This is a genomic window from Streptomyces sp. NPDC051364 (assembly GCF_040682115.1).
Taxonomy (GTDB): Bacteria; Actinomycetota; Actinomycetes; order Streptomycetales; family Streptomycetaceae; genus Streptomyces.
The window spans coordinates 23656-45793 of the sequence record NZ_JBFBAH010000001.1; the positions used below are offsets into that span (position 1 = coordinate 23656).

The 22138-nt window shown below is 73.1% G+C and carries 21 protein-coding genes, 1 tRNA gene and 1 pseudogene; 15 read left to right on the top strand and 8 right to left on the bottom strand.

The features are described 5' to 3' along the window. Positions 1-4: 4 nt before the first annotated feature. The 7 genes from AB0M76_RS00075 to AB0M76_RS00105 form a co-directional block, all read right to left on the bottom strand. Positions 5-78: transfer RNA gene (locus AB0M76_RS00075), tRNA-Met, on the bottom strand. Between the two features lie 120 nt (positions 79-198). After that, positions 199-525: an AzlD domain-containing protein gene (locus tag AB0M76_RS00080; protein ID WP_365950738.1), complete on the bottom strand. Its 327-nt coding sequence runs from the start codon at positions 523-525 to the stop codon at positions 199-201. After that, positions 522-1457 carry an AzlC family ABC transporter permease gene (locus AB0M76_RS00085; protein WP_365950739.1) on the bottom strand — a complete coding sequence of 312 codons (936 nt, stop codon included), beginning with the start codon at positions 1455-1457 and terminating at the stop codon, positions 522-524. Before AB0M76_RS00085 ends, AB0M76_RS00080 begins: the two co-directional genes overlap by 4 nt. After that, complete coding sequence (locus AB0M76_RS00090) at positions 1445-1942, bottom strand: GNAT family N-acetyltransferase (RefSeq protein ID WP_365950740.1); 498 nt, start codon at positions 1940-1942, stop codon at positions 1445-1447. The genes AB0M76_RS00085 and AB0M76_RS00090 overlap by 13 nt, the downstream gene beginning before the upstream one ends. Next, positions 1942-2718 carry a 2OG-Fe dioxygenase family protein gene (locus AB0M76_RS00095; RefSeq protein WP_365950741.1) on the bottom strand — a complete coding sequence of 259 codons (777 nt, stop codon included), beginning with the start codon at positions 2716-2718 and terminating at the stop codon, positions 1942-1944. The genes AB0M76_RS00090 and AB0M76_RS00095 overlap by 1 nt, the downstream gene beginning before the upstream one ends. 48 nt (positions 2719-2766) lie before the next feature. Beyond that, entirely contained in the window at positions 2767-3375 is a 609-nt protein-coding gene (locus AB0M76_RS00100; protein WP_365950742.1) for a DinB family protein, read from the bottom strand. Between the two features lie 53 nt (positions 3376-3428). Continuing rightward, positions 3429-4676, bottom strand: coding sequence for an MFS transporter (locus AB0M76_RS00105; protein ID WP_365950743.1), 1248 nt, complete (start codon positions 4674-4676; stop codon positions 3429-3431). A 236-nt stretch (positions 4677-4912) separates the two neighbouring features. Here AB0M76_RS00105 and AB0M76_RS00110 point away from each other — a divergent pair, with 236 nt between their 5' ends. The 12 genes from AB0M76_RS00110 to AB0M76_RS00165 all read left to right on the top strand — a co-directional run bounded on the left by AB0M76_RS00110 (position 4913) and on the right by AB0M76_RS00165 (position 18618). Continuing rightward, on the top strand, positions 4913-6187 hold the full coding sequence (locus AB0M76_RS00110) for an ATP-grasp domain-containing protein (RefSeq protein ID WP_365950744.1): 1275 nt from the start codon (positions 4913-4915) through the stop codon (positions 6185-6187). Continuing rightward, positions 6184-7461, top strand: a complete 1278-nt coding sequence (locus AB0M76_RS00115; RefSeq protein WP_365950745.1) for an ATP-grasp domain-containing protein — start codon at positions 6184-6186, stop codon at positions 7459-7461. The genes AB0M76_RS00110 and AB0M76_RS00115 overlap by 4 nt, the downstream gene beginning before the upstream one ends. 89 nt (positions 7462-7550) lie before the next feature. Then, the gene (locus tag AB0M76_RS00120; protein ID WP_365950746.1) at positions 7551-9071 is read left to right on the top strand and encodes an ABC transporter substrate-binding protein; all 1521 of its coding nucleotides are present in this window, start codon (positions 7551-7553) and stop codon (positions 9069-9071) included. Continuing rightward, positions 9068-10402 carry a SidA/IucD/PvdA family monooxygenase gene (locus AB0M76_RS00125; RefSeq protein ID WP_365950748.1) on the top strand — a complete coding sequence of 445 codons (1335 nt, stop codon included), beginning with the start codon at positions 9068-9070 and terminating at the stop codon, positions 10400-10402. The genes AB0M76_RS00120 and AB0M76_RS00125 overlap by 4 nt, the downstream gene beginning before the upstream one ends. 22 nt (positions 10403-10424) lie before the next feature. Beyond that, positions 10425-11837, top strand: coding sequence for a diaminobutyrate--2-oxoglutarate transaminase family protein (locus AB0M76_RS00130; protein WP_365950749.1), 1413 nt, complete (start codon positions 10425-10427; stop codon positions 11835-11837). Then, a complete protein-coding gene (locus AB0M76_RS00135) occupies positions 11834-13150 on the top strand; it encodes a SidA/IucD/PvdA family monooxygenase (protein WP_365950750.1) in 1317 nt (438 codons plus the stop codon). Before AB0M76_RS00130 ends, AB0M76_RS00135 begins: the two co-directional genes overlap by 4 nt. 15 nt (positions 13151-13165) lie before the next feature. Further along, positions 13166-13624 carry a cupin domain-containing protein gene (locus AB0M76_RS00140; RefSeq protein ID WP_365950751.1) on the top strand — a complete coding sequence of 153 codons (459 nt, stop codon included), beginning with the start codon at positions 13166-13168 and terminating at the stop codon, positions 13622-13624. Further along, a complete protein-coding gene (locus AB0M76_RS00145; protein ID WP_266627894.1) occupies positions 13621-14829 on the top strand; it encodes an FAD-binding oxidoreductase in 1209 nt (402 codons plus the stop codon). Before AB0M76_RS00140 ends, AB0M76_RS00145 begins: the two co-directional genes overlap by 4 nt. Next, positions 14816-15454: a serine O-acetyltransferase EpsC gene (gene epsC, locus AB0M76_RS00150; protein ID WP_365950752.1), complete on the top strand. Its 639-nt coding sequence runs from the start codon at positions 14816-14818 to the stop codon at positions 15452-15454. Before AB0M76_RS00145 ends, epsC begins: the two co-directional genes overlap by 14 nt. Then, positions 15451-17094, top strand: a complete 1644-nt coding sequence (locus tag AB0M76_RS00155) for a class I tRNA ligase family protein (RefSeq protein ID WP_365950753.1) — start codon at positions 15451-15453, stop codon at positions 17092-17094. The genes epsC and AB0M76_RS00155 overlap by 4 nt, the downstream gene beginning before the upstream one ends. Further along, positions 17091-18188 (top strand): hypothetical protein, encoded by a 1098-nt coding sequence (locus tag AB0M76_RS00160; protein ID WP_365950754.1) that lies wholly within the window; start codon positions 17091-17093, stop codon positions 18186-18188. Before AB0M76_RS00155 ends, AB0M76_RS00160 begins: the two co-directional genes overlap by 4 nt. After that, positions 18127-18618 carry a rhodanese-like domain-containing protein gene (locus tag AB0M76_RS00165; RefSeq protein WP_365950755.1) on the top strand — a complete coding sequence of 164 codons (492 nt, stop codon included), beginning with the start codon at positions 18127-18129 and terminating at the stop codon, positions 18616-18618. Before AB0M76_RS00160 ends, AB0M76_RS00165 begins: the two co-directional genes overlap by 62 nt. 15 nt (positions 18619-18633) lie before the next feature. On the opposite strand, the gene AB0M76_RS00170 is transcribed toward AB0M76_RS00165, so the two are convergent. Beyond that, the gene (locus AB0M76_RS00170) at positions 18634-19617 is read right to left on the bottom strand and encodes a helix-turn-helix transcriptional regulator (protein ID WP_365950756.1); all 984 of its coding nucleotides are present in this window, start codon (positions 19615-19617) and stop codon (positions 18634-18636) included. Positions 19618-19954: 337 nt separating this feature from the next. Between AB0M76_RS00170 and AB0M76_RS00175 the strand changes: the two genes are divergently transcribed. The 3 genes and pseudogenes from AB0M76_RS00175 to eccD all read left to right on the top strand — a co-directional run bounded on the left by AB0M76_RS00175 (position 19955) and on the right by eccD (position 22095). After that, a complete protein-coding gene (locus tag AB0M76_RS00175; RefSeq protein ID WP_365950757.1) occupies positions 19955-20122 on the top strand; it encodes a hypothetical protein in 168 nt (55 codons plus the stop codon). A 114-nt stretch (positions 20123-20236) separates the two neighbouring features. Next, positions 20237-20473: pseudogene (locus AB0M76_RS00180) on the top strand (hypothetical protein); the annotation flags it as partial. A 266-nt stretch (positions 20474-20739) separates the two neighbouring features. Then, positions 20740-22095, top strand: coding sequence for a type VII secretion integral membrane protein EccD (gene eccD / locus AB0M76_RS00185; RefSeq protein WP_365950758.1), 1356 nt, complete (start codon positions 20740-20742; stop codon positions 22093-22095). Positions 22096-22138: the final 43 nt, after the last annotated feature.

Genomic DNA, 22138 nt, shown 5'->3' on the forward strand with positions numbered 1-22138 from the left:
TGAGTAGCGGGGACAGGATTTGAACCTGCGACCTCTGGGTTATGAGCCCAGCGAGCTACCGAGCTGCTCCACCCCGCGTCGGTAAACACAACTCTACGTCATCGCGGGGAGGACTCACGCCAATTAACCTCCCGGCCACCCCCAGAACCAACATACATGCAGGTCAGAGCCGTGCGGAACGGTGGAAGACGGCTTCCGTCAGCCGGTGATCAGGCGGAGCAGGGCCAGGGATCCGATGCCGAAGGCGATCGTCAGGTAGAAGTTCCGGGTGCGCCAGGCGAGCAGCAGGGTCGGCACCGCCAGCCAGAGGGCGTAGTTGCCGGGGCCGAGGTCGAGCGTGCCGGCCGGGGCGAACAGGGACGGGGCGAGCAGCGCGGCGATCACCGCGGGCGGCACCTGCCGCAGCCAGACCACGACGGGCCGGGGCAGGGCGGCCGCCGCGAGGAAGAGGGTCGGCACCAGGCGGGGGCCGAAGGTGACGGCCGCCATGCCGGTGATGGTCAGGGCGAGCGTGAGGTCGCTCATCGGCCCGGCGCTCCTTCCGTGCTGCGGTCTTCTGTGTCGCGGTCTTCTGCGCCGCGGTCTTCTGCGCCGCGGTCTTCTGCGCTGCGGTCGTCCGCTTCGTCGGCCGCGTCGTCGGTGCCGCTCTCGCGGGGTGCGATGGCCAGGCCGAAGGTGGCCGCGACGGCCGCCGCCACCAGGACGGCCCAGTACTGCAGGCCGAGCAGGGTCAGGCCCACCGCCCCTCCGCCCGCGACGACGGCGACGGCGAGCCCGCGCCGGTCGGCGATGATCCCGGCCGCCAGCAGGGCCATGAACATGGCGGGCAGGGCGTAGTCGAGGCCCAGCGCCTCGACGTCGGTGACCAGGTCCCCGGCCAGCACTCCCGCGAGCGTGCCCGCCACCCAGGAGGCGTGGACGGCGGTGTTGAAGGTGAAGACCTCGGCCTTGGGGCGCTGCGTGCGTTCCGCGTACTGCGCGGAGTGCACCGCGAAGGCCTCGTCGGTGAGCTCGTACGCGAAGAGCGCCTGTTCCCGGCGCCGCCATCCGGCGAGCCGGGGGGCGATCGCGGCGGACAGCAGCAGATGGCGCAGGTTGACCACGAAGGTGGTCAGGACGATGGCGTACGGGGCGGCGCCCACGGCCAGCAGTTGGAGGGCCGCGAACTGGGAGGAACCGCCGTACACGAAGGCCGACATGGCGACCATCGCCCACCACGGCAGCCCGGCGGTGTGGCCGAGCACGCCGAAGGCGAAGGCCACCGGCACGTAGCCGAGCATCACGGGCACGGCCTGCCCGAAGCCCGCCGCCCAGGCGGCACGGGCCGGCCGGGTGGCCTGGGCCGGGACGGCCGGTCCGGCCGGGGTGGGGGCGGTTGGTCGGGCGGCCCCCGCCCCGGGGGCCCCGGCCGCGGCGTGGTGCGCCGGGGCCGGGGCGTCGGGCGTTACAGATCGCACTCGAAGGTCCTCTCTCCCAGCGCCGGGCGGAAGCCCACGCCTGTCCAGAGGGCGGTCGCGGCCTCGTTCCCGTCGAGGACGGCGAGGAAGATCCGGTTGACCCCCCGGCGCCGGAAGGCCGCCAGCGTGTCGACCGCCATCACCCGGGCCAGCCCCAGCCTGCGATGGCCGGGGTCGACCACCGCGTGGCTGATGCTTCCCCGTACGCCGAACGAGCCGGCGAGCAGCGCCGCGACGACCCGGCCCGAGGGGGTGCGGATCACCCGGCACAGGTCGGAGGAGTGGGCGAGGTGCCCGGAGAGCAGCCCCTCGTCCTCCCATTCGCAGTACGCGGCCTGCGGCGCGGCCCGCAGCAGCTCGATCACCTGCGGGACGTCGGCCGCCGTCATGGCGTCGGACTCCGCGGGAGCGGCGACGGGCGCCAGGGGCTCGTACGGCCCGACCAGTACGTGCGGCTCCTCGAGCGCCAGAGCTGCGGCGCTCATCAGACCAGCGTCTCGTACGGAGAGCCGGGCAGGGAGAAGGAGATGGCGAGGACGTCGCGGTAGCCGCCCTTGTCCTCGGCCGCGCTCAGGCCCGTGACGTGGTGCTTCATCGCGCGGTCCTCGAAGATCAGGGAGTCGAGCGGGGTGCGGAAGGTGCCCTTGGCGAGCGGCTCCTCGTCCCAGGTGAAGACGGTGCTGTGGCCGCCCTCGACGTCGACGCGGGAGATGAGGTGCAGGCCCGCCCACGGGTAGCCGTCCGAGTGGATGCCCTCCGGGACCAGCTCGTTGTACTGGCCCGGGTTGATCTCGATGCGGATCTGGTGGATCTGGCAGACCCAGGCGCGGTCGCGGTACTCGTCCTCGATCGGCAGGTTGTCGAAGTCGTAGCGGACCAGGGCCTGGAAGAGCGGGTTGCGGTACGTGGCCTCCTCGACGTCGCCGAAGTGGCGCTCGATGCCGCCCACGAAGGCGTTCATCGCCTCGCTCTGGTAGTACGCGACGTGGTCGAGCGGGGCGAGCTCGCCGGTGGCGGGCACGTAGATGAAGTCGCTGTAGCGGCGGGTGCGGACGGCGCGGTCCCCGCCGCCGAAGTGGGTGTCGGGGGTGAGCCGGCCCCAGGAGGCCTGGAGGGCGTCGAAGGCAGCGGTGAGCTCGGGGGACAGGGTCAGGTCGGCGGCCGACACGAGGGCGTAGCGCTGCTCGCGCAGGGCGTCGCGGAGGTCGGGGCCGACGGAGGTGATGGTGTCGGGGGCGGGCTTGTGGGCAACGGTGGTCACGGCTGTGTTCTCTCTCCGGAGGGTCGGGACATGGCGGTCGGGCAGGCCTCAGCGCAAGCCCAGGGATTCGTACGTGGCGTCGAGCTCGGCGACGTCGAGGCCGGCGGCCTGGCGGACGAGGCGGATGGCCCGGTAGATCTGGTTGATGTGGGCGATGTCGTGGCCGATGACCTTCCGGATCATGACCTCCATCGTTTCGCCGCCCTGCTCGCCGTGGCGGCCGGTGCGCTGCCGGTCCTCGGGCGCGAGGGCGGCGAGGAGGGCGACGTTGGAGGCGCGCAGGCCGGTCCAGGCGTCGAGCATCCGGCGGAACGGGAGCCGGGGCAGCGGGGCCCACAGCTGCTCGTCGTAGCCGGGGTAGACGGGGTTGTCCTCGGTGGCCACGAGGCGCCAGCGGAAGCCGTAGACGATGTCGACGTCGAAGAGGTGGCCGACGATGAAGGCGGCGGGCCACTCGCCCGGCTCGGGGACGGTCTCGGCGAGGTCGGTCGGCAGGTCGGCGAAGAGCTGCGCCGCCCAGACGGGGGTCTTGGCGAGCACGTCGAACGCGTCGCGTTCGCCGGCCACGTCGAGGAGCGCGGTGACGTACGCGGCGGGGTCCTCGGTGGCGGAGGGGATGTCGATCCGGTGGACGTCGGTCGTGGTGCTGATGGTCATGCCGAGGTGCCTTTCGGGTGGGCTGGAATTGCCGCCGGTGCGGCGGGAAGAGGTCAGGCCGCGTGGGCCGGTTCGGATGTCTTCTCGGTGTCGTGCGTGTCCGTCACCTCCCCGCGGTTGCCAGGGTTGGCGCCCAGGATCAGGAGGGCGCCGAGGGCGGCCACGGCGGCGCAGGCAGTCCAGTGGAGCGGCGGCGAGATGCTGTAGAGGAGGCCGCCGACGGCCGGGCCGAGGGCGCCGCCGAGGGTGTGGGCGATGCCCTCGGCCCCCTGGTAGCGGCCGCGCAGGTGGGCCGGTGAGAACTCGGCGGGGTAGGCGTTGGCGATCGGCGTGTAGACCGTCTCGGCGACCGTCCACACCACCACCGTCAGCGCGAGCAGCCAGACGGCGTGCATCGCGCCCGTGAGGGCCATGCCGATGCCCAGCAGGGCCAGTCCGGCGGCGATCACGCGGCGCGGGTTGCGGCGCTCGGTGTGCTTGGTGAGCGGGAGTTCGATGACCACGCAGAGCAGGGCGTTGAGGCCGAGCAGCAGGCCGTAGACCTTGTTGTCGAAGCCGGCGTCGGTGACGTGCAGCGGGAGGGTCGCGGTGGACTGCCCGTACACGAAGGTCGCGGCGACCATCGAGCCGAGGAAGAGCAGGTACGGGCGGTCGGAGAGCACCTCGCGGTAGCCCCCCTTGCCCCGGCCCGCGCTCTGCGGTGCGGGTGCTTCCACGGGCGGGCGCCCGCCGGGCAGCGTGCACAGCGCGAGCACGCCGAAGGCGCAGGAGAACAGCGCGTCGCCGAGGAAGACGTACGTGTACGAGGCCCCGCTGAGCAGGCCGCCGACGAGCGGGCCGACCGCCATGCCCACGTTGATGGCGAGCCGCAGCACGGCGAAGGCCGTCACCCGCTGCTTCTCGGGGACCACGTCGACCAGCAGCGCACCGGCCGCGGGCCGGTACAGCTGCGCGAAGACGCCGACGAGCCCGACCAGCGCGGTGGTCGCGAACAGCCCGTCGGCCAGCGGGACGAGGGCGGTGGCGGCGCTGCTGCCGAACATCGACACCGCGATGGCGGTGCGCCGGCCGAAGCGGTCGGCGACCGTGCCGCCCACGGCGTTTCCGATGAACGCGCCGACCCCGACCACGCCGAGGGCCACACCGGCCTGGAATGCGGAGAATCCCTGGGCGACCAGGAACAGCACCAGGAATACGTTCAGGAAATTGCCGAATTTGATGAGGAACATTCCGGAGAAGATCACCCAGGCGCTTCTGGGCAGGTCCTGCAATCGTCGGCGCAAGGGGTCCTCGCCGGCCATGGGGGGCTCCTTCTCGATCGGGGGACGAATCACGGATGAGGTGGCGTCCATCATGAAACCCGCCGGTCAAGGCCCTGCCCAGAGCTGAGGGCTGGCACAAATGAGGCTGGCACATTCCTGCCCGGGCACCCATTCCAAGATCGCCGCCGACCCGCCCCTGCGTCATTCGTGCCGGGCATGCTTGTGCCAGCCGGAATCCATTTCCCGGCCCGGAATTCTGCTGCAGAGTTCTGGCCATGACCGAACACAAGCTTCTCGTCGTCGGCGGACGGATACAGACGCTGCGCAAGGCGGCGGCTCTCGGAATCCGCTTCGTGCTGATCCAGCACAAGGACCAGTTCGTGCCCGAGGCCGCCGTGCTCGCCGAGGCCGTCCTCATCGCGGACTACACCGACTGGGACGTCACCCGTCCGCTGGTCGAGGCAGCGCAGCAGGCGTACGGCTTCACCCGGGTCGCCTCGATCACCGAGCCGGGCCTGGTTCCGGCCGGCCGGATCAGCGACCACCTGGGGCTCGGCAACACCTCCGAGGAGGTCGCCGAACTGCTGCGTGACAAGCACGCGATGCGCCGGCACCTGGCCGCGTCCCCCTCCCCCGAGGTGCGGGCCCTGTCGGTGGCCGCCGCCGAGGTCGACAGCGCCGGGGCGCTGACCGCCTTCGGCGCCGAGCACGGCTACCCGTTCGTGCTCAAGCCCGTCGACGCCACCGCCAGCCTGGGCGTCGTACGGATCGACGGGCCGGAGCAGGCCGCCGAGGCCTGGGCCGGGGTGGAGGCCCTGCGGGCCCGCACCGACCTCCAGTGGGGTGCGTTCTTCACCATCGGTCGCTTCATCGCCGAGCAGTACATCCCCGGCCCCGAATACAGCGTCGAGAGCTTCTCGTTCGCCGGCCGGCACATCATCCTGGCGGTGACCGAGAAGCTCACGGGCGGCGGGTTCATCGAGCTCGGGCACGCCCTGCCGGCCCGCCTCGGCCCGGCGGACGAGCGGCGCATCGAGGAGGCCGTCGCCCGCTTCCTGGACGCGATGGGCCTCACCGACGGAGCCGCCCACACCGAGCTGCGACTGTCCCCGGCGGGCCCGCAGATCATCGAGAGCCACAACCGCATGGGCGGCGACCGGATCTTCGACCTGCTGAACTCCGCCTACGGCATCGACCTCGAAGAGTGGATCGTGGCCTGGCAGTTCGGCTTGATCCCGGCCCTCACCGAGCGCCCCGTCCCCCGCCACGCGGCGGCCACCCGCTTCCTGTCCGCCGAACCGGGCACGGTCGTGGAGATCCAGGGCGCGGACGAGGCCAGGGCCCTGCCCGACGTCATCGACGTGGAGACCGGCGTGCGGCCCGGCGACACCGTCGGGGAGCTGCGCGGCAACTGGGACCGGGTCGGCCAGGTGCTGGTCACCGGGGCGGACACCGAGGCCGCCGTCGCCACCGCAGAGCGGCTCACCGAGAAGGTCACCGTCGTCACCACCCCCACCCCGCACGACTCCAACGGAAAGACCGCGTCATGAAGATCCTGCTGATCATGCGGAACACGTACGCGTGGCACCGCGAGCACATCGAGACCCTGGAGCGGATGGGTCTGGAGATCCACCTGGCGACCCGGGTCGCGCAGGCCGCGGACGACGGCCGGTTCGCGAACGTCGTGCCGATCCCGGAGGAGCTGGAGGGCACGGAGCTCGCCGAGTTCTGCGCCGCCGCGGCCCGCCGGCTCGGCATCGCCTCGGCGATCACCTTCTACGACAGCGACATCGCGGTCACCTCCAAGGTCAACCAGCTGCTCGGGCACACCTGGCCGCGTCCCGAGGCCGACCTGATCTCCCGCGACAAGCAGCTCCAGCGGTCCTTCCTGGAGCGGCACGGGCTGCCGGGCCCGCAGTTCGCGGGCGTCGCCGGCGTCGAGGCGGGTCTCGCCGCCGCGGAGGCCTTCACGTACCCGTTCATCGTCAAGCCGAGCGCGCTGGCGGCCAGCATCGGCGTCAGCCTGGTCCGCGACCGCGGCGAGCTGGAGCGGGCGCTCACGGACGTCGCCCGCCTCGCCGAGGAGTGGGGCGGCTACTTCCCCAGCGACGGCCCCGAGATCGCGCTGCTGGAGGAGTTCCTCCCGGGCAAGGAGGTCACCCTCGACGGGGTGGTCCTGGACGGGGCGTTCCACCTGGTGGGCGTCACCAACAAGATGCAGATGCCCGGCCCGTACTTCGAGGAGGACTTCTACACCCTCCCGTTCCGCACCCCGGAGGAGGAGCCGGAGCTGGTCGCGGTCGCCGAGGGCATCGTGGCGGGCCTGGGCGTACGGCACTGCCTGTTCAACGCCGAGTTCCGGCAGGACTCCGAGGGCCGCTACCGGGTCGTGGAGTTCGCCACCCGGATGAGCGGCGGCCAGAACTACCGCAACCTGCGCGAGGTCCACGGCATCGACGCGGTCCGCCTCTACGCCAAGGCCGTGCTCGCCGGGCAGGACGCGGACGCGCTCGGCGCGCTCCTGGACGGCGAGGTGCTCCGGGCCGCGGCCCCCCGCGCCGCCACCTGCATCAAGTTCGCGTACCGGACCGGGACCCTGGTCCGCAACAACCCCGGCGACGCGACGCACTCCCCGCACTTCCGCTCGTACATCCCCGCCTCGAAGCCCGGCGACCGGCTGCGGCGCGCCCCCGAGGGCTGGTACGAGATCGCCGGCTCGCTCGCGGTGGCCGCGCCCTACCGGAGCCCCGCCGACATCGACCGGGTGGAGCAGATCGCCGCGGACCTCGACGAGCGGCTCGACGTGGTCGTCGTACCGGCCTGACCCGCCGCGCGCGCGGCGCGCTGTTTCACGTGAAACATCGCCCGCCGCCCCTTCACTCCACACTCCACCGACCGCGGAAAGAGCCCCACGTGCACGCCAACGACCCCGTGTTCCGGATGGGAATCACGGAGCCCACCGCCATCGACCCGTACAAGGCCCAGGAAGGGGAGGGCATCCTCGTCTGCAAGGCCCTGTTCACCGGACTCCTCGCCCTCGACGAGGACGGCGCCCTGATCCCGGCCACCGCCCGGTCCTGGGAGAGCGACCCGACTGCCACGACCTGGACCTTCACGCTGCGCGCCGGCACGGTGTTCAGCAACGGCGAGCCGGTCACTGCGCACAGCTTCGTGCGCGGCTGGGCGCGGGCGCTGGACCCCGAGGCCCATACGGAGACCGCGTACCACCTGGCGGGCGTGCGCTCCTTCACCGCGGTCGACGACACCACGCTGGTGGTCGAGCTGTCCGAGCCCGACGTGCAGTTCGACCTGAAGACCCTCCAGCCGATCTTCAGCCCGGTCCCGGAGTGCGCCGGGCCGGCGCTGAACCCGGCGTACAACGACCTCCCGGTCGGCAACGGCCCGTTCAAGATGGCCGGCCCCTGGGAGCACGGGGTGGCGATCCGGCTGGAGCGCAACGACCTGTGGGCGGGGCCCGCGCCCGAGGTGCGCGAGGTGCACATCGACATCCTCGACGCGGTGACCGGCCTCGACGACGAGTACGAGCGCTTCGTGGCCGGCGTCTACGACTACGCCCGGATTCCCCCGGCGCGCACCGCCGAGGCCGCCGCCCTGGACGGCTTCCTCGAGCAGGAGGGCGCGGGCCTCTTCTACCTGATCCCGTTCTGCCACCAGGCGCCGATGGACTCGCTGGACGCCCGCCGGGCCCTGTCCGCGGCCATCGACCGCCAGGGGCTGATCGACACGTACTTCCAGGGGCGCCGCAGCGCGGCCCACTCCCTGCTGTCCCCCTGGTTCGGCAAGGCCCACACCCCGCAGGCGGAGCTGAGCGCCGACCCCGACTCCGGCTGGGCGGTGTACGCCCCGGAGCGGGCCCGTGCGGCGGCCCTGCGGGCGGGCCTGGGACCCGGCAGCCGCGTCGAGTTCGCGTACAACACCGGCGCCGGGCACGACGACTGGGTCAAGGCCCTGGCCCGCGGCCTGGAGGAGGTCCTGGGCTGGCGGGTCGAGCTGCTGCGCACCGACGCCCGCGGGCTGGTCGACCACCGCACCTCGATCGCGGCGGCCGGGTTCTGCCGGGCCGGCTGGGCCTGCGACTACCCGACCCCCGACAACATGCTCTTCCCGCTGCTGCACTCCTCGTGCACGGCGCCCGACGCCGAGGGCACGGCCCACGGCGACAACGAAGGCCGGTACGTGAACCCGGAGTTCGACGCCCTCGTGGCGCGCGCCCGGGCCTCGACGGACCCGGCCGAGCGCGCCGACGCCTGGCGGCGCGCGGACCGTACCGCGATGGCGGACCTGGCGCTGATCCCGCTCTGGTACCGGACCGACCAGCGGGTCCACGCCGCCGGCCGGATCACCGGCCTGCGCATCGACTTCGACGGAAACCCCACCCTCACCACTGTCAAGGCAAGGAAGACCACCCGATGAGTGCGAGCACGACTCCCGTCTACGACATCCTCGGCATCGGCTTCGGCCCGGCGAACCTGGCCCTTGCCATCGCCCTGGAGGAGCGCGAGTCGCCCCTGACGGCCCGGTTCCTGGAGGCCCGCCCGAGCCCCGAGTGGCAGCCGGGGATGCTGCTGGACGGCTCCGACATCCAGAACCACCCGAGCCGCGACCTGGTGACCCTGCGCAACCCGCGCAGCCGCTACACCTTCCTGAACTACCTGCACGAGCAGGGCCGGCTGCTGCGCCACCTCAACCTCCCCTCGGAGTTCCCGCTCCGCAAGGAGTACGCGGGCTACATCCGCTGGGCCGCCGGCTTCTTCTCGCACCTGGTCGACTGCAACCAGCGGGCCGCCCGCGTCGAGGTCGTCGAGGAGTTCGGCGAGCGCGTCTACGAGGTCACCACCATGTCGGGCAGCCGCTACCTCGGCCGCACGCTGGTGATGGGCCCGGGCCGCACCCCGTACGTCCCGGCCCCCTACGACGCGCTGCGCACCCCGCGGATCTTCCACCTGACCCAGTACCTGCCGAAGCTGGCGGAGCTGACCGGCGAGGGCCGCGTCCCGGAGTCGGTGGCCGTCATCGGCGGCAGCCAGAGCGCCGTCGAGCTCGCCCTCGACCTGCACCGCCGCTTCCCGCGCACCAAGGTCACCACGTACACGCGCTCGCACTCGCTGCGGCTGAAGGACACCAGCCCGTTCAGCGAGGAGGGCTACTTCCCCGAGTTCACCGACTACTACTTCCGGGCGTCCCGGGAGGGCAAGAAGGCCCTCGACGCTTACATGCACGGCACGAACTACTCCTCCGCCGACGGCGACGTGCTGCGCGAGCTCTACATGACCATCTACGAGCAGGAGCTCGACGGCGACCAGAAGGTGTTCGTCCGCGGCAACCACGAGGCCGTGGGCGTGGCCCCGGAGACCGGGGACCGGATCGCCCTGGACTTCGTCGAGCGCACCACCGGCGAGCGGATCAGCGAGACCGTGGACTTCGCGGTCCTCGCGACCGGCTTCCGCAACATGGGTCCCGGCCCGCACGAGGAGCTGTGCCCGCCGCTGATGGCCCCGCTCGCGAAGCTGTTCGCCACCGAGCCGGACGGGCGCCTGCAGGTGTCCGCCGACTACGCGCTCGAACCGGTCGCCGAAGGGACCCCGCCGCTCTTCCTGAACGGCCTGTGCGAGTCCAGCCACGGCATCGGCGACGCGGGCTCCTTCAGCCTCCTGTCGCTGCGCGCCGCGACCCTCACCGACGCCCTGACCGCCCGCCTGACCGCCGCCGCCACCGACCGCAGCGCCGTACTCGCCGCCGCCTGAACGGAAAGGGTCCACGTTTCCCATGACCGCCACGATCGACACCCCGGTCTCGGCCCCGCGCGTCTACAGCGCCCCCGTGATCACCGGCCCGCTGCCCGGGCCGCGCAGCGCCGAGCTGCTGGACCGCCAGGCCGGCCGCGAGTCCAACTCCCGCTCCTACCCGCGCAAGCTGCCGATGGCGATCCGCCGCGGCAAGGGCTCGTACGTGGAGGACCTCGACGGCAACGTCTTCCTCGACTTCCTCAGCGGCGCCGGGGTGCTCTCCCTGGGCCACAACCACCCCGAGCCGCTCGCGGCCGCCCACCGCCAGCTCGACGAGTTCGTGCACGGGCTGGACTTCCCCACCCCGGTCAAGGACGAGTTCACGGACCTGACCATCGGGATGCTGCCGGAGCCGATGCGCGAGCGCACCCGGATCCACTTCTGCGGGCCGACCGGCGCCAACGCCGTCGACGCCGCCCTCAAGCTGTGCAAGACCGCCACCGGCCGCGAGGAGATCATCACCTTCCAGGGCGGGTTCCACGGGGCGACCCTGGCCGCGCTGAGCGTCACCGGCCTCGTCGAGCAGAAGGAGCCGGTCCGCGGCCGGATGCCGGGCGTGCACTTCTTCCCGTACTCCAACTGCCACAACTGCCCGCTCGGCCTCAAGCGGGACAACTGCCAGGTCAACTGCGCCGCGTTCCTGGAGAAGGCGCTGACCGACGTCAACGGCGGGATCACCCTGCCCGCCGCCGTGATCATGGAGCTGGTGCAGGGCGAGGGCGGGGTCATCCCGGCCGAGGTCGAGTTCGTCCAGCGGATCCGCGAGGTCACCCGGCGCCTGGGCATCCCGCTCATCGTCGACGAGGTGCAGAGCGGCTGCGGCCGCACCGGCACCTGGTTCGCCTTCGAGCAGTACGGCATCGAGCCCGATGTCGTGTGCGCCTCCAAGGCCCTGTCCGGCATGGGCCTGCCGGCCTCCGTGATCCTCTACGACGAGAAGCTGGACGTCTGGAAGCCCGGCGCCCACTCCGGCACGTTCCGCGGCAACCAGCCCGCGTTCGCCGCCGGCGTCGCCACCATGAAGGTCGTCAAGCGCGAGCGCGTCCTGGAGAACGTCCGGGCCCGCGCCGACCAGCTGATGGTCCACCTCCAGGGCCTGCGCGAGCTCACCCCGTACGTGGCCGACGTACGCGGCCTCGGCCTGATGACCGGCGTCGAGCTGACCGACCCGCAGACCGGGCTGCCCGCCGACCTGCTCGCCAAGCGCGTCCAGTGGGAGGCCGTCAGCCGCGGCCTGATCATCGAGCTCGGCGGCCGCGACGACTGCGTCGTGCGCATGCTGCCGCCGCTGAACTGTTCGGCCCGGGAGATCGACCAGGCCGGCCGGATCATCCGCGAGTCCCTGACCGCCGCCCTGGCCGCGCTCGGCCTGCCGACGGGCGGTGCCCGATGACGACGCACGGCACCTCCGTCCAGGACCTGGTGGTGGCAGGTTTCGGCCCCTCCGGGATCGCCCTCGCCGCCGCCGTCGAGGACCACGACGACGCCACCGACGCGGCCCCGCTGGCCGCGCGCTACCTGGAGAAGGCCGCCGACTCCGCGTGGCAGCCCAACCTGGTGCTGCCCGGCACCGACATCCAGCACCACTTCCTGCGCGACTTCGCGACCCCGCGTGACGCCCGCTCCCGCTTCACCTTCTCCCACTACCTCCAGCAGAGCGGCCGCTTCTACCCGTTCACGCTGATGGGCGGCTACGTCAGCCGCCTGGAGTGGTCGGACTACGTGCAGTGGGCCGCCGGCCAGGTCCGCGGCGACGTCGACTACCACCGCGAGGTGCTGAGCGTCGAGCCCGTCACCGGCGCCGACGGCCGCGTCCGCACCGCCCGCGTCCTGTCCCGCGACACCCGCGACGGCTCCCTGCACACCGTGGAGGGCCGCAACATCGCGCTGGCCACCGGCCACGAGGCATACGTACCCGAGCTGTTCCGCCCGCACCTGGGCGAGCGCGTCTTCCACGCCTCGAAGCTGCTGCCGGCCCTGGCCGCCCTCGGCGACCGGCCGCTGCGCAGCATCGCCGTCATCGGGGCCGGGCAGACCGCGGGCGAGATCGTCCTGCACCTGGCCGCACAGCACCCGGACGCCGAGATCCACTCGGTGGTCCGCCACGCGGGCTTCCGGATGTACGAGCTCGGCCACTTCAGCAACGAGGTGTACTTCCCCGACGAGACCGACTACTTCTACGGGCTCGAAGGCGAGCAGCGCGAACGCGCCCTGGACCAGGCCCGGGCCACCAACTACGCGGCCGTGGACCCTGACGTCTCCACCGCCCTCTACCAGGCGGTCTACCAGGACCGGTTCACCGGCCGGCAGCGCCTGCACATGCACAGGCGCACCGAGGTCACCGCCGTCGACGAGACCCCGGACGGGCGGGTGCAGCTGCGCACCGCGGAGGTGTTCACCGGCGAGAGCGGCCTGATCGAGGCCGACGCGGTGATCGTCTGCACCGGCTACCGCGAGGCCGCCCTCCCCCGCCAGCTCGCCGCGTTCGTCCCCCACCTGCGCCTCGATGCGCAGGGCCGGCCCGAGGTCACCCGCGCCTACCGCGCCCGTACCACCGACGACTGCGAGGTCGGGATCTACCTCGACGGGCTCACCGAGTGGCGGCACGGCATCGGCAGCGCCACCTCCTTCAGCCAGATGGCCGCCAAGGCCGACACCATCCACCGCGACCTGCGCGCCCGCCTGCGCCAGCCCGTCGCCGCCTGATTGGACCCGTACGCGATGCACATCTTCACCGCCCACGAGGACGACATGGTCTTCGAGGAGCCGTACAACGTCAGCGGCCGGCGGATCTTCCCCTGGCCCGAGGCCGTCGAGGAGCCCAGCTGGGGCGGCGCCTGGGTGGACGTTGCGCCCGGAGCCACCTCCACCCCGCACGACCACGACGAGAACGAGATGTTCTTCATCGTCGAGGGCAGCGGGGTGATGCGGATCGGCGCGGAGACCCGGCGGGTCCGCGCCGGCGAGACCGTGTTCATCACCCCGTTCCAGGACCACGACCTGACCAACGACGGCGACGTCCGGCTGCGCTTCGTCACCATCTGGTGGGGCGGCTCGGACGCCGTGGCCCGGGACCGCGCCAAGTGGGCCGCAGAGTTCGGCATCACGGACCCGGGCGCTGCCGACCCGGGCGCTGCCGACCCGGGCGCTGCGGCGAAGGACCGGAGCGTGGACGCATGAGTCCCATCGTCCACGCGCACGCCGACGCCATCGTCGTCGGCGGCGGGGTGATCGGTGCGGCCATCGCGCACCAGCTCGCCCTCGCCGGCATCGGCCGGATCGTCCTGTGCGACCAGGGCCGGGTCAACGCCCAGGGCGCCACCTCCCGCTCCGGCGGACTGCTGCGGCTGCACCACACGGCCGTCGCCGACACCCGGCTCGCCGCCCGCAGCCTGCCCGTCTTCGAGCAGTGGTCGGACGTCATCGGCGGCGACTGCGGCTACCGCCGCACCGGATTCGTCATGATCGTCGGCGAGAACCACGCCGACGACCTGCGCTACAACGCCGCCGCCGCGGGCGAGGCCGCCGGATACCGCCGTGTCGAGGTCATCGACGCCGCCGAGCTGAAGGAGATCTACCCCGGCCTGCGGACCGACGACGTGGCGCTCGCCGCGTACGAGCCCGAGGGCGGCTACGCCGACCCGATGGCCGCCTCCGCGGCGCTGCTCACCGCCGCCTACCGGCTCGGGGTCTCCCCCTCCGAGGGCATCCGGGCCAGGAAGGTGCTGGAGACCGCGGGCACCGTCACCGGCGTCCTCACCTCCATCGGCCGCATCGACGCCCCGCTCGTCGTCCTCGCCGGCGGCGCCTGGGGCTCCGCCCCCGCCGAGCACCTCGGCATCCACATCCCCGTCACCGCGCGCCGGATCGGGCTGGCCCAGGCCGAGCTGCCGGGTGCCGGCCGGCGCGGGTCGGCGTCCTCCGTACCGACCTGCATCGACGACACCACCGGCAGCTACTTCCGGCCCGACGGCCTCGACCGCTTCTACTTCGGGGTGCCCAGCAAGCCCGACACCGAACTGGGCCGCGACGTGGAGCCGCTGACCGAGGCCGAGCTGGAGGCCGCGATCGCCGCCATCGCGAACCGGGTCCCGGCCGCCGCCACCGCCCCGCTCGCGGGCACCCGCTCCGGGCTCGACGGCTACACCCCCGACAAGCGCCCGGTCGTGGGCGCGGCCGGCCCCGACGGGCTCTACCTGGCCCTCGGCTTCAGCGGCGGCGGCTTCAAGCTGGCGCCCGCCGTGGCCGAGCTCGCCGCCAAGGAGATCGTCGAGGGCGGGGCCGTCCCCGGCAAGGCCGTGCAGGAGCTGCTGGAGCCGTACCGGCCGCAGCGCTTCCTCGCGGGCCGCCCGATCCGTCCGGAGGCCCCGTATGACCACATGTGAGACCGGCCTGGAGGAGGAGCTGCGGCGCCCGATACGGGAAGTGCTGCGCGAGGACGTGCAGACCGTCCTCGCCAAGGACCCCGCCGCCACGTCCCGCGCCGAGGTGCTGCTCTACCCGCACATCCACGCCCTGTGGACCTACCGGGTCGCGCACTGGCTCTGGGGCCGCGGCCACCGCGTGTCCGCCCGCGCCCTGTCCCTGCTGGCCCGCGCCGTCTCCGGCATCGAGATCCACCCCGGGGCGCGGATCGGCCGCCGCTTCTTCGTCGACCACGGCACGGCCGTCGTCATCGGCGAGACCGTCCGGATCGGCGACGACGTGATGCTCTACCACCAGGTCACGCTCGGCTCGGTGGGCTGGTGGAAGGACCTGCGCCGCCCCTCCGGATCCCGCCGCCACCCCATCGTCGGCGACCGCGTCGTCATCGGCACCGGAGCCAGTGTCCTCGGCCCGGTGACCATCGGCGCCGATTCCCGCATCGGCGCGCACTCGGTCGTCCTCGACGACCTGCCGCCGCGCAGCCGGGTCGTCGCGGCCGCCTCCGCAGCGCTGCCGCCGCTCGACACCGCGGCCCCCCTCGACTCCTCCGCCCTGATCGTCCCCGAAGGAACCCACGCCTCATGACCTCCTACGTCATCACCAGCGCCCCGCCGAACCCGAACGGCGACCTCCACCTCGGCCACCTCTCCGGCCCCTTCCTCGGCGCCGACGTGCTGACCCGCCACCTGCGCCAGCGCGGCCACGACGTGCGCTACGTGGGCTACTCCGACGAGCACTCCTGCTACGTACCACGCCGGGCCGCCGAGATCGGCTCCACCGCGTACCCGACGGCGAAGCTGTTCGGCGACCGCATGGAGGAGACGCTCTCGCTGGGCGCCATGCACCACGACTGGTTCACCCGCCCGCTCACCGACGCCACCCACACCGAGTTCGTCCAGCGCTTCTTCCTCGAACTGTGGGAGTCCGGCGCCCTCGAGGTGCAGGAGCTGCCCGTCTTCCACTGCGCCCCCTGCGACCGGTACCTGTACGAGGCCGAGGTGCGCGGCGAGTGCCAGTTCTGCGCCGAGCCCTCCGACGGCGTGTACTGCGAGGCCTGCGGGCTGCCGCAGGACCCGGCCGGGCTCGCCGCCCCCCGCTGCACCGCCTGCTGGAACGCTCCCGAGACGAAGACCATGCGCCGCATCGTCTTCCCGCTCGAGCGCTACCGCGAGCGCCTCGAGGCGTACTACGCCGACGCGCAGGCCAAGGCCGAGTGGCGGCCCCGGCTGATCTCGTACCTGGACGGCCTGTTCGAGCGGGCCCTGCCCGACACCGCGATCAGCCGCGAGGCGGACTACGGCATCCCGGTCCCGCTGCCCGGCTGGGAGGGCCACATCCTCGACACCTGGTTCAGCGGCATCTGGGGCTACGCGGCGGGCACCGCGCGGGTCGCCGAGGCGAACGGCGACCGCTCCGAGTGGGAGCGGCTGTGGACCGACCCCGAGACCCGGATCGTCAACTTCATCGGCTTCGACTGCTCGTTCTCGCACGCCGTGCTGTGGCCGGCGCTGCTGCTCGCCCAGGGTGAACTGACCCTGCCCGCACAGGTGGTCATCAACGAGTTCTACCGGCTGGAGGGCGACAAGTTCTCCACCAGCCGCGGCCACGCCATCTGGGGCGGCGAGTTCCTGCGCCGGGTCAACGCGGACGCCCTGCGCTTCCACCTGTGCCTGACCGGCCCGGAGCGGGCGCAGAACAACTTCTCCATGAAGGAGTTCGCCGACACCCTCAGCACCGTCCTCGCCGGCGGCCTGGAGCGGTGGACCGACACCGTACTGGACCTGCTCGGCCAGGACTTCGACTCCGTCGTGCCGGCCGCCGGGCCCGCGGACGGCCCGCTGGCCGCCGAACGCGCCGCGCTGCCACAGCGGATCGCCGACGCCCTCGGCGCCGAGGCCTTCTCCCCGCAGCGCGCCGCCGACACCCTGGCCACCGTGATCGAGCGGGCCGACGCCGACCTGCGGGAGCTCGCCCTGCTCCGGATCGCCGGACCCCGCGAGGAGTACGCCGGCCGGCTCGCCGCGCACGTGGAGCTGCTGGCGGCGGTCGCGGTCACCGCGGCGCCGCTCATGCCGGGCTGGTCCGCCTTCCTCGCCGGGCACCTGGGCCTGCCGGTGGACCTCGGCACGCGGATGCCCGTCTGGGCCGGCGTGGAGGGACGGCTCCTGGCGGAGGGCACGGCGCTGCCGACCGCCACCCCGCTGTTCTTCCACGAGTTGTCGTGACCCCGGGTCGGGCGCCGGCTGCGGCTCAGGCTGCGTCCCTGGCTGCGACTCCGGGGGCCGGCGACGGCTGGTCCGCCGGTGCGGCGCAGGCGCTGGGCGCGGTCCTCGGGGCCGGAGCCCTGCTGCTCCCGGCGGCCCTCGCCCCGCAGCCCGGCCCCTGGACCGGGGTCGCGGTGGCGGGGGTGCTGGCCGGCTGGTGCCTGCTGGTCGCCGCCGCCGGCGGTACGGCGGACTCCGGACCCGTGGCCTTCGTACGGGACCGGCTCGGCCCGGGACCGGCCCGGGCGGCCACCGCGCTCTACTTCGGCGGTTTCGCCACCGGGCAGGCGGGAGTGGCCCTGGGGGCCGCCGGGTTCGCGCTCGGCGACTCCGGCTGGCGGGCGTACGCGGCCGCCGTCGGGGTGTTGTGCAGCGCGGCCGCGTACGCGTGGTACGCCCCGCGGGGGCTGTCCCCGGCGGGGCGGCGGCTGCGGCTCGCCGCGGTGCTGGCGCTGGCCGTCGCCTGGCGGGTGCTCGGCGGCCCGCTGCCGGGACCGGGGACCGGGGACCGGTCAGGCTGGGCCGCGCTCCTGGTGGCCGTGCCCCTGCTGTTCGGCTGGGTCGGCCTCGAAGGGGCGGTCCCCGCCGCGGCGCGGCGGCGGGCGCTGGGCGGGACCCTGCTCGGCATCGCGCTGGCGGCCTCGCTGTACTCCGTACTCCTGGGTCCGCCGCCGGCCGCTTCGGCGCCGCCCCCGGCCGCGGTGGCCGCCCTCGGGCTCGGCTCCGCCGCGCTCTGCTGGACGTACTGCCGTACCAACCTCCAGGCCACCGCCGCCCGTTGGACCGAGCTCACCGGCCGGACCCGGCGCGGCGGCGTGGTGGCCGCTGCTCTGATCGCCCTCGGTGTCCTCGTCCTCGGCGGTGCCGCCCGCTGGGACCTGCCCGTCCTGCTCATCGGCCCCGGTGCAGCCACCGCGGCCCTCTACACCCTCATCGCCGTGGCGGCCGTACGCCGTCCTCGTCCTCGTCCTCGTCCTCAGGAGCCCACCGATCATGACCACGACCACGCAGACCGAGACCGCGTCCTCGAAGGTGCTGCGCGTCCCGCCGGCTGATCCGGCGACCGCCGCGGCCCACTTCCACCGCCGGTTCACCTTCGAGGCCGACGTCGCCGACGTGCACGCGGACGTGGAGTCCGCCGCCGGGGGCTTCGTCCTCGTCGACAGCCGCAGCGCCGAGGCCTGGGCACAGGGGCACATCCCCGGCGCCGTGCACCTGCCCACGGACGAGATCCCGGCCCGGGCCGCCGGACTGGTGCCGCCGGGCAGTGTCGTGGTCACGTACTGCTGGGGCCCCGGCTGCAACGGCGCGACCCGGGCTGCGTACGCCTTCGCCGGCGCCGGGTACCGGGTCAAGGAGATGCTGGGCGGCTTCGAGTACTGGTCGCGGGAGGGCTTCCCGGTCGAGGACTCCGCCGGCATCCGCCAGTCGCCGCCGGACCCGCTGACCGCCCCCGTCGCGGCGGGCGCGGCCTGCGGCTGCTGAGCGGGGAGGGCCCGCCTACAGCAGGCCCTCTTCGACGGCCCGCTGCCCGAGCTGGAAGCGGCTCTGCGCGTCCAGCTTCTCCATCAGCTCCGAGATGAGCCGCCGCTCGCTGCGCAGGGAGATGCCCAGCCGGCGCGCGGCGGCCTCGTCGGTGTAGCCCTGGGCCAGCAGGCGCAGCAGCTCGCGCGGCTGCGAGCCGGGGTCGTCGAGGCTGCGCCGGGGCGGCTCGCCGAACGGGGTGGCCGTCTCCCACACCGAGTCGAACAGCGCGCAGAAGGCGGCTACCGCGCCCGGTTCCCGCAGCAGCACCGCGCCCAGCGCGCTGTCCGCCGGGTCGATCGGCATCAGCGCGAACTCCCGGTCGGTGATGACCATCCGCATCGGCAGCGAGGGCACGGTCCGCACTTCGCCGCCCCGCTCGGTCAGCCAGCGCGCGTGCTCGAGGCTGCCGGCGTCGTTGCGGATGGCGTCCTGGTAGATGGTCCGGATCTTCACGCCGCGGGCGATGAGGTCCTCGGTCAGCGGCTCGCTGGCCTTGAACTGCTCGGCGGGCACCGGCCCGCCGGGATGGAAGCTGATCGACTCGCGGCGGGTCCGGGCCGACATCTCGCTCAGCTTGGCCCGGACCGCTTCGACGCCGAGGAACCGCTCGGCCTCGTGCGCGGGCTGGGCCGGGTGCAGTTCGGCGTACTGCGACAGCAGCGCGCTGGCCGCGGCCTGGCTCTCGGCGAGGGCGCGGTGGCGCTGGGCGATCTCCGCCTGCTGGTGCGCGAGCAGCGAATCGAGCGCGGCCTTCGGGTTCACCGCCCGCAGCCGCCCGTCGGTCCGCCAGGACGGCGCGAGGAGGGAGAGGCGGGTCAGCTCCTCCAGGTCCGCGCGTACGTCGTCCTCGGACCGCGAGAGTTCCGCGGAGACATCGGCGACGGCGAGATCCGGCCGTCGGAGGATGAGGCGGTAGAGCGCATCTGAACGCTCTGTCAGCCCAAGAGAAACCAACAAAGGGAGCCCCCCAGCTCGCGGTTCGGAGCGGCATCACAGCTGTGGACCGACAACGCTGGCGGTACGCGGCCCTCCGAGGGCCGATCTTGCACCCCGGATTGTCCCCACCAGCCAGCGGCCACACAAACACCGTCCATCACGCGGACACGGCGGGCGGGTGTCCGCAAGCCGCCCGGACCGGAAAACCGGCCGGCTGGCACGGATATGTCAGAGCGCTTTGTGCCAGCGGAAACGCGCGACACGGCCCTGCCCGGCTCGGCACGATGGCGGCACGCCGGAACGAGAGATCCGGCCAACCACTCCTCACCCCACCGGCTCGATAAGAGGCTTCCCCACCATGCGTCGCAAGCTCGTCACCCTCATCACCGTCACCGCCGCCGCCCTGATCGCCGTGATCGGCACGAGCACCGCCGGCCAGGCCCGCGGACTCGCCCCCGCAACCGCGGCAAGCACCCCGGCCCCGCCCCTCCCCCAGGCCGCCCCCCTCGAGCCGGGCTGGTCGTAGAACCCGAACCGCCCCGCCCGGCGCGCGGCTTGCCCCGGGCCTTCCGGTTGTGCTCCGAGTCGGCAGATGTTCTATGTTGCACAGGCAAAACTCGGGGGAGGCGACGGGCGGCGAATGGCACGGGACTACGACAGTCAGCTGCTGGAGTCTGTGGCGGTACGACGCCACAGACTGCGTGACGCCCTGCTGTTCGGCGCACAGAGGGTGCGGCGGACGGCGGACGAGCGGCTCGGGAAGGTCTTCGCGGGCATCGCCATCGCGGCCGTACTGTGCGCGGGTTGCGTCGGGTGGTCCTTCATCCAGGCCACGCTGGCGAAGCAGAAGGCCGAGCAGCAGAAGCAACAACAGCAGCAGCAGGGACTCTTCCAGCCGGTCACGGGGCCGTCCAAGTCGCCGGGCCCGGCCAAGTCGTCCGGCCCGGCCAAGTCACCCGGTCCCTCCACACCGTCCGGCCCGTCCACGTCGGCCGACCCCTCGAAGGGGCCGAAGTCGAAGGCCCCGCAGGCCTCGAAGTCGCCCAAGCCGACCAAGCCGACGACACCGAGCGCGTCGACCACGCCGTAGGGACCCGGACTTGAACCGAGGAGTCCGGAACGCGCGATGATAGGTTCCTGCAAGTGGTGAGCACAGCAAAGACTTCCCGGGCGCAACTGAGCCGGGTGACCCTGGTCGGCGAACGGCGCCGGGCCGACATGGTCCTGCCCTCCGACACGCCGATCGGGCAGCTGCTCCCGGACATCCTCCAACTGCTCGACGATCGCGCCGCCTCGCGGCCCCTGACCCGTCAGCTGATGACCTCGGACGGCTCCGCGCTTCCCCAGGACAGCACGCTGGCCTCGGCCGGGATAGCCGACGGCGCCGTGCTGCGGCTCGTCAGGACCCACTCCGCGCCGCCCGCCCCCGTCGTCCACGACGTCACCGACCTGGTGGCCGACGACCTCGACCTGCAGGCCTGGCGCTGGCGTCCGGCCGCCCGCAGGGGCAGCGCGGGCGTCGCGACCGTAGCTTTCGCGGTGACCGCCGCGCTGCTCGCCCGGAGCGAGTTCGCACTCGGCATCCTGGCCGGCGCCCTGCTGGTGGTGACGCTCGTACTGCTGGCGGCCGGTGCGCTCGTGGCCCGGGTCGGGCAGGGCAACCGCGGCCTGGCCAGCGCGCTGCTGCTCGCCTCCGGCGGCCTCGGCATCCTCACCGCGTGGACCGCCGCCGACGCTTACCACTGGTCGGGGATCGTGCGGCTCGCGGCCGTTGCCGGCGCGCTGGTCGTGACACTCGTCCTGCTCGGCTACTTCTCCCCGCTCGACCGTGGCGGTCTCGTCGGGGCCGGGGCCGTCGCCGTGATCACCGCCGGCTGGGAAGTCGCCGCCGCGCTCCAGGCCGAGCCGGCCCGGCTCGGCGCCCTCATGGCCCTCGTCTCGGTGGTGCTTCTCGGCCTGCTGCCGCGGCTCGCCCTGATGGCATCCGGGCTCACCGCGCTCGACGACCGCCGCTCCGGCGGAGCCTCGGTCAGCCGGCATGACGTGGGCAACGCGCTCGCCGCCACGCACCGCGGGCTCGCGCTGGCGACGATCGCCACCGCGCTGTCCGCAGCGGCCGCGGGCTGGCTGCTGACGACGGCCGCGAACCCGGCCGTGTGGACCGTGGCCCTGCCGTCGCTCGTCGCCGTCGTCCTCCTGTCGAGGGCCCGGGCCTTCCCGCTGGTCGCCGAGGTGGTCGCGCTGCTCGCCGCCGCGGCCGTGCTCCTCGTACGCCTCGTCGTGCTGTGGATCGGGCACGACGGCGGCGCCGGGGCGCTGGCCGTGCTGTGCGTGGCCGCGCTGCTGCCGTTGGCCGCGCTCGCGGTGCAGCCCCCCGAGCATGTCCAGGTACGGCTGCGGCGCATGGCCGACCTCGTCGAATCCGTCGGCATGGTGGGGTTGTTCCCGCTGGCCATCGGGGTGTTCGGCGTCTACGGGCAGTTGCTCGACAAGTTCTGAGTCAACGCGCAGGCGCTCCGGGCGGGGCAGCAGGTCGTAAGCA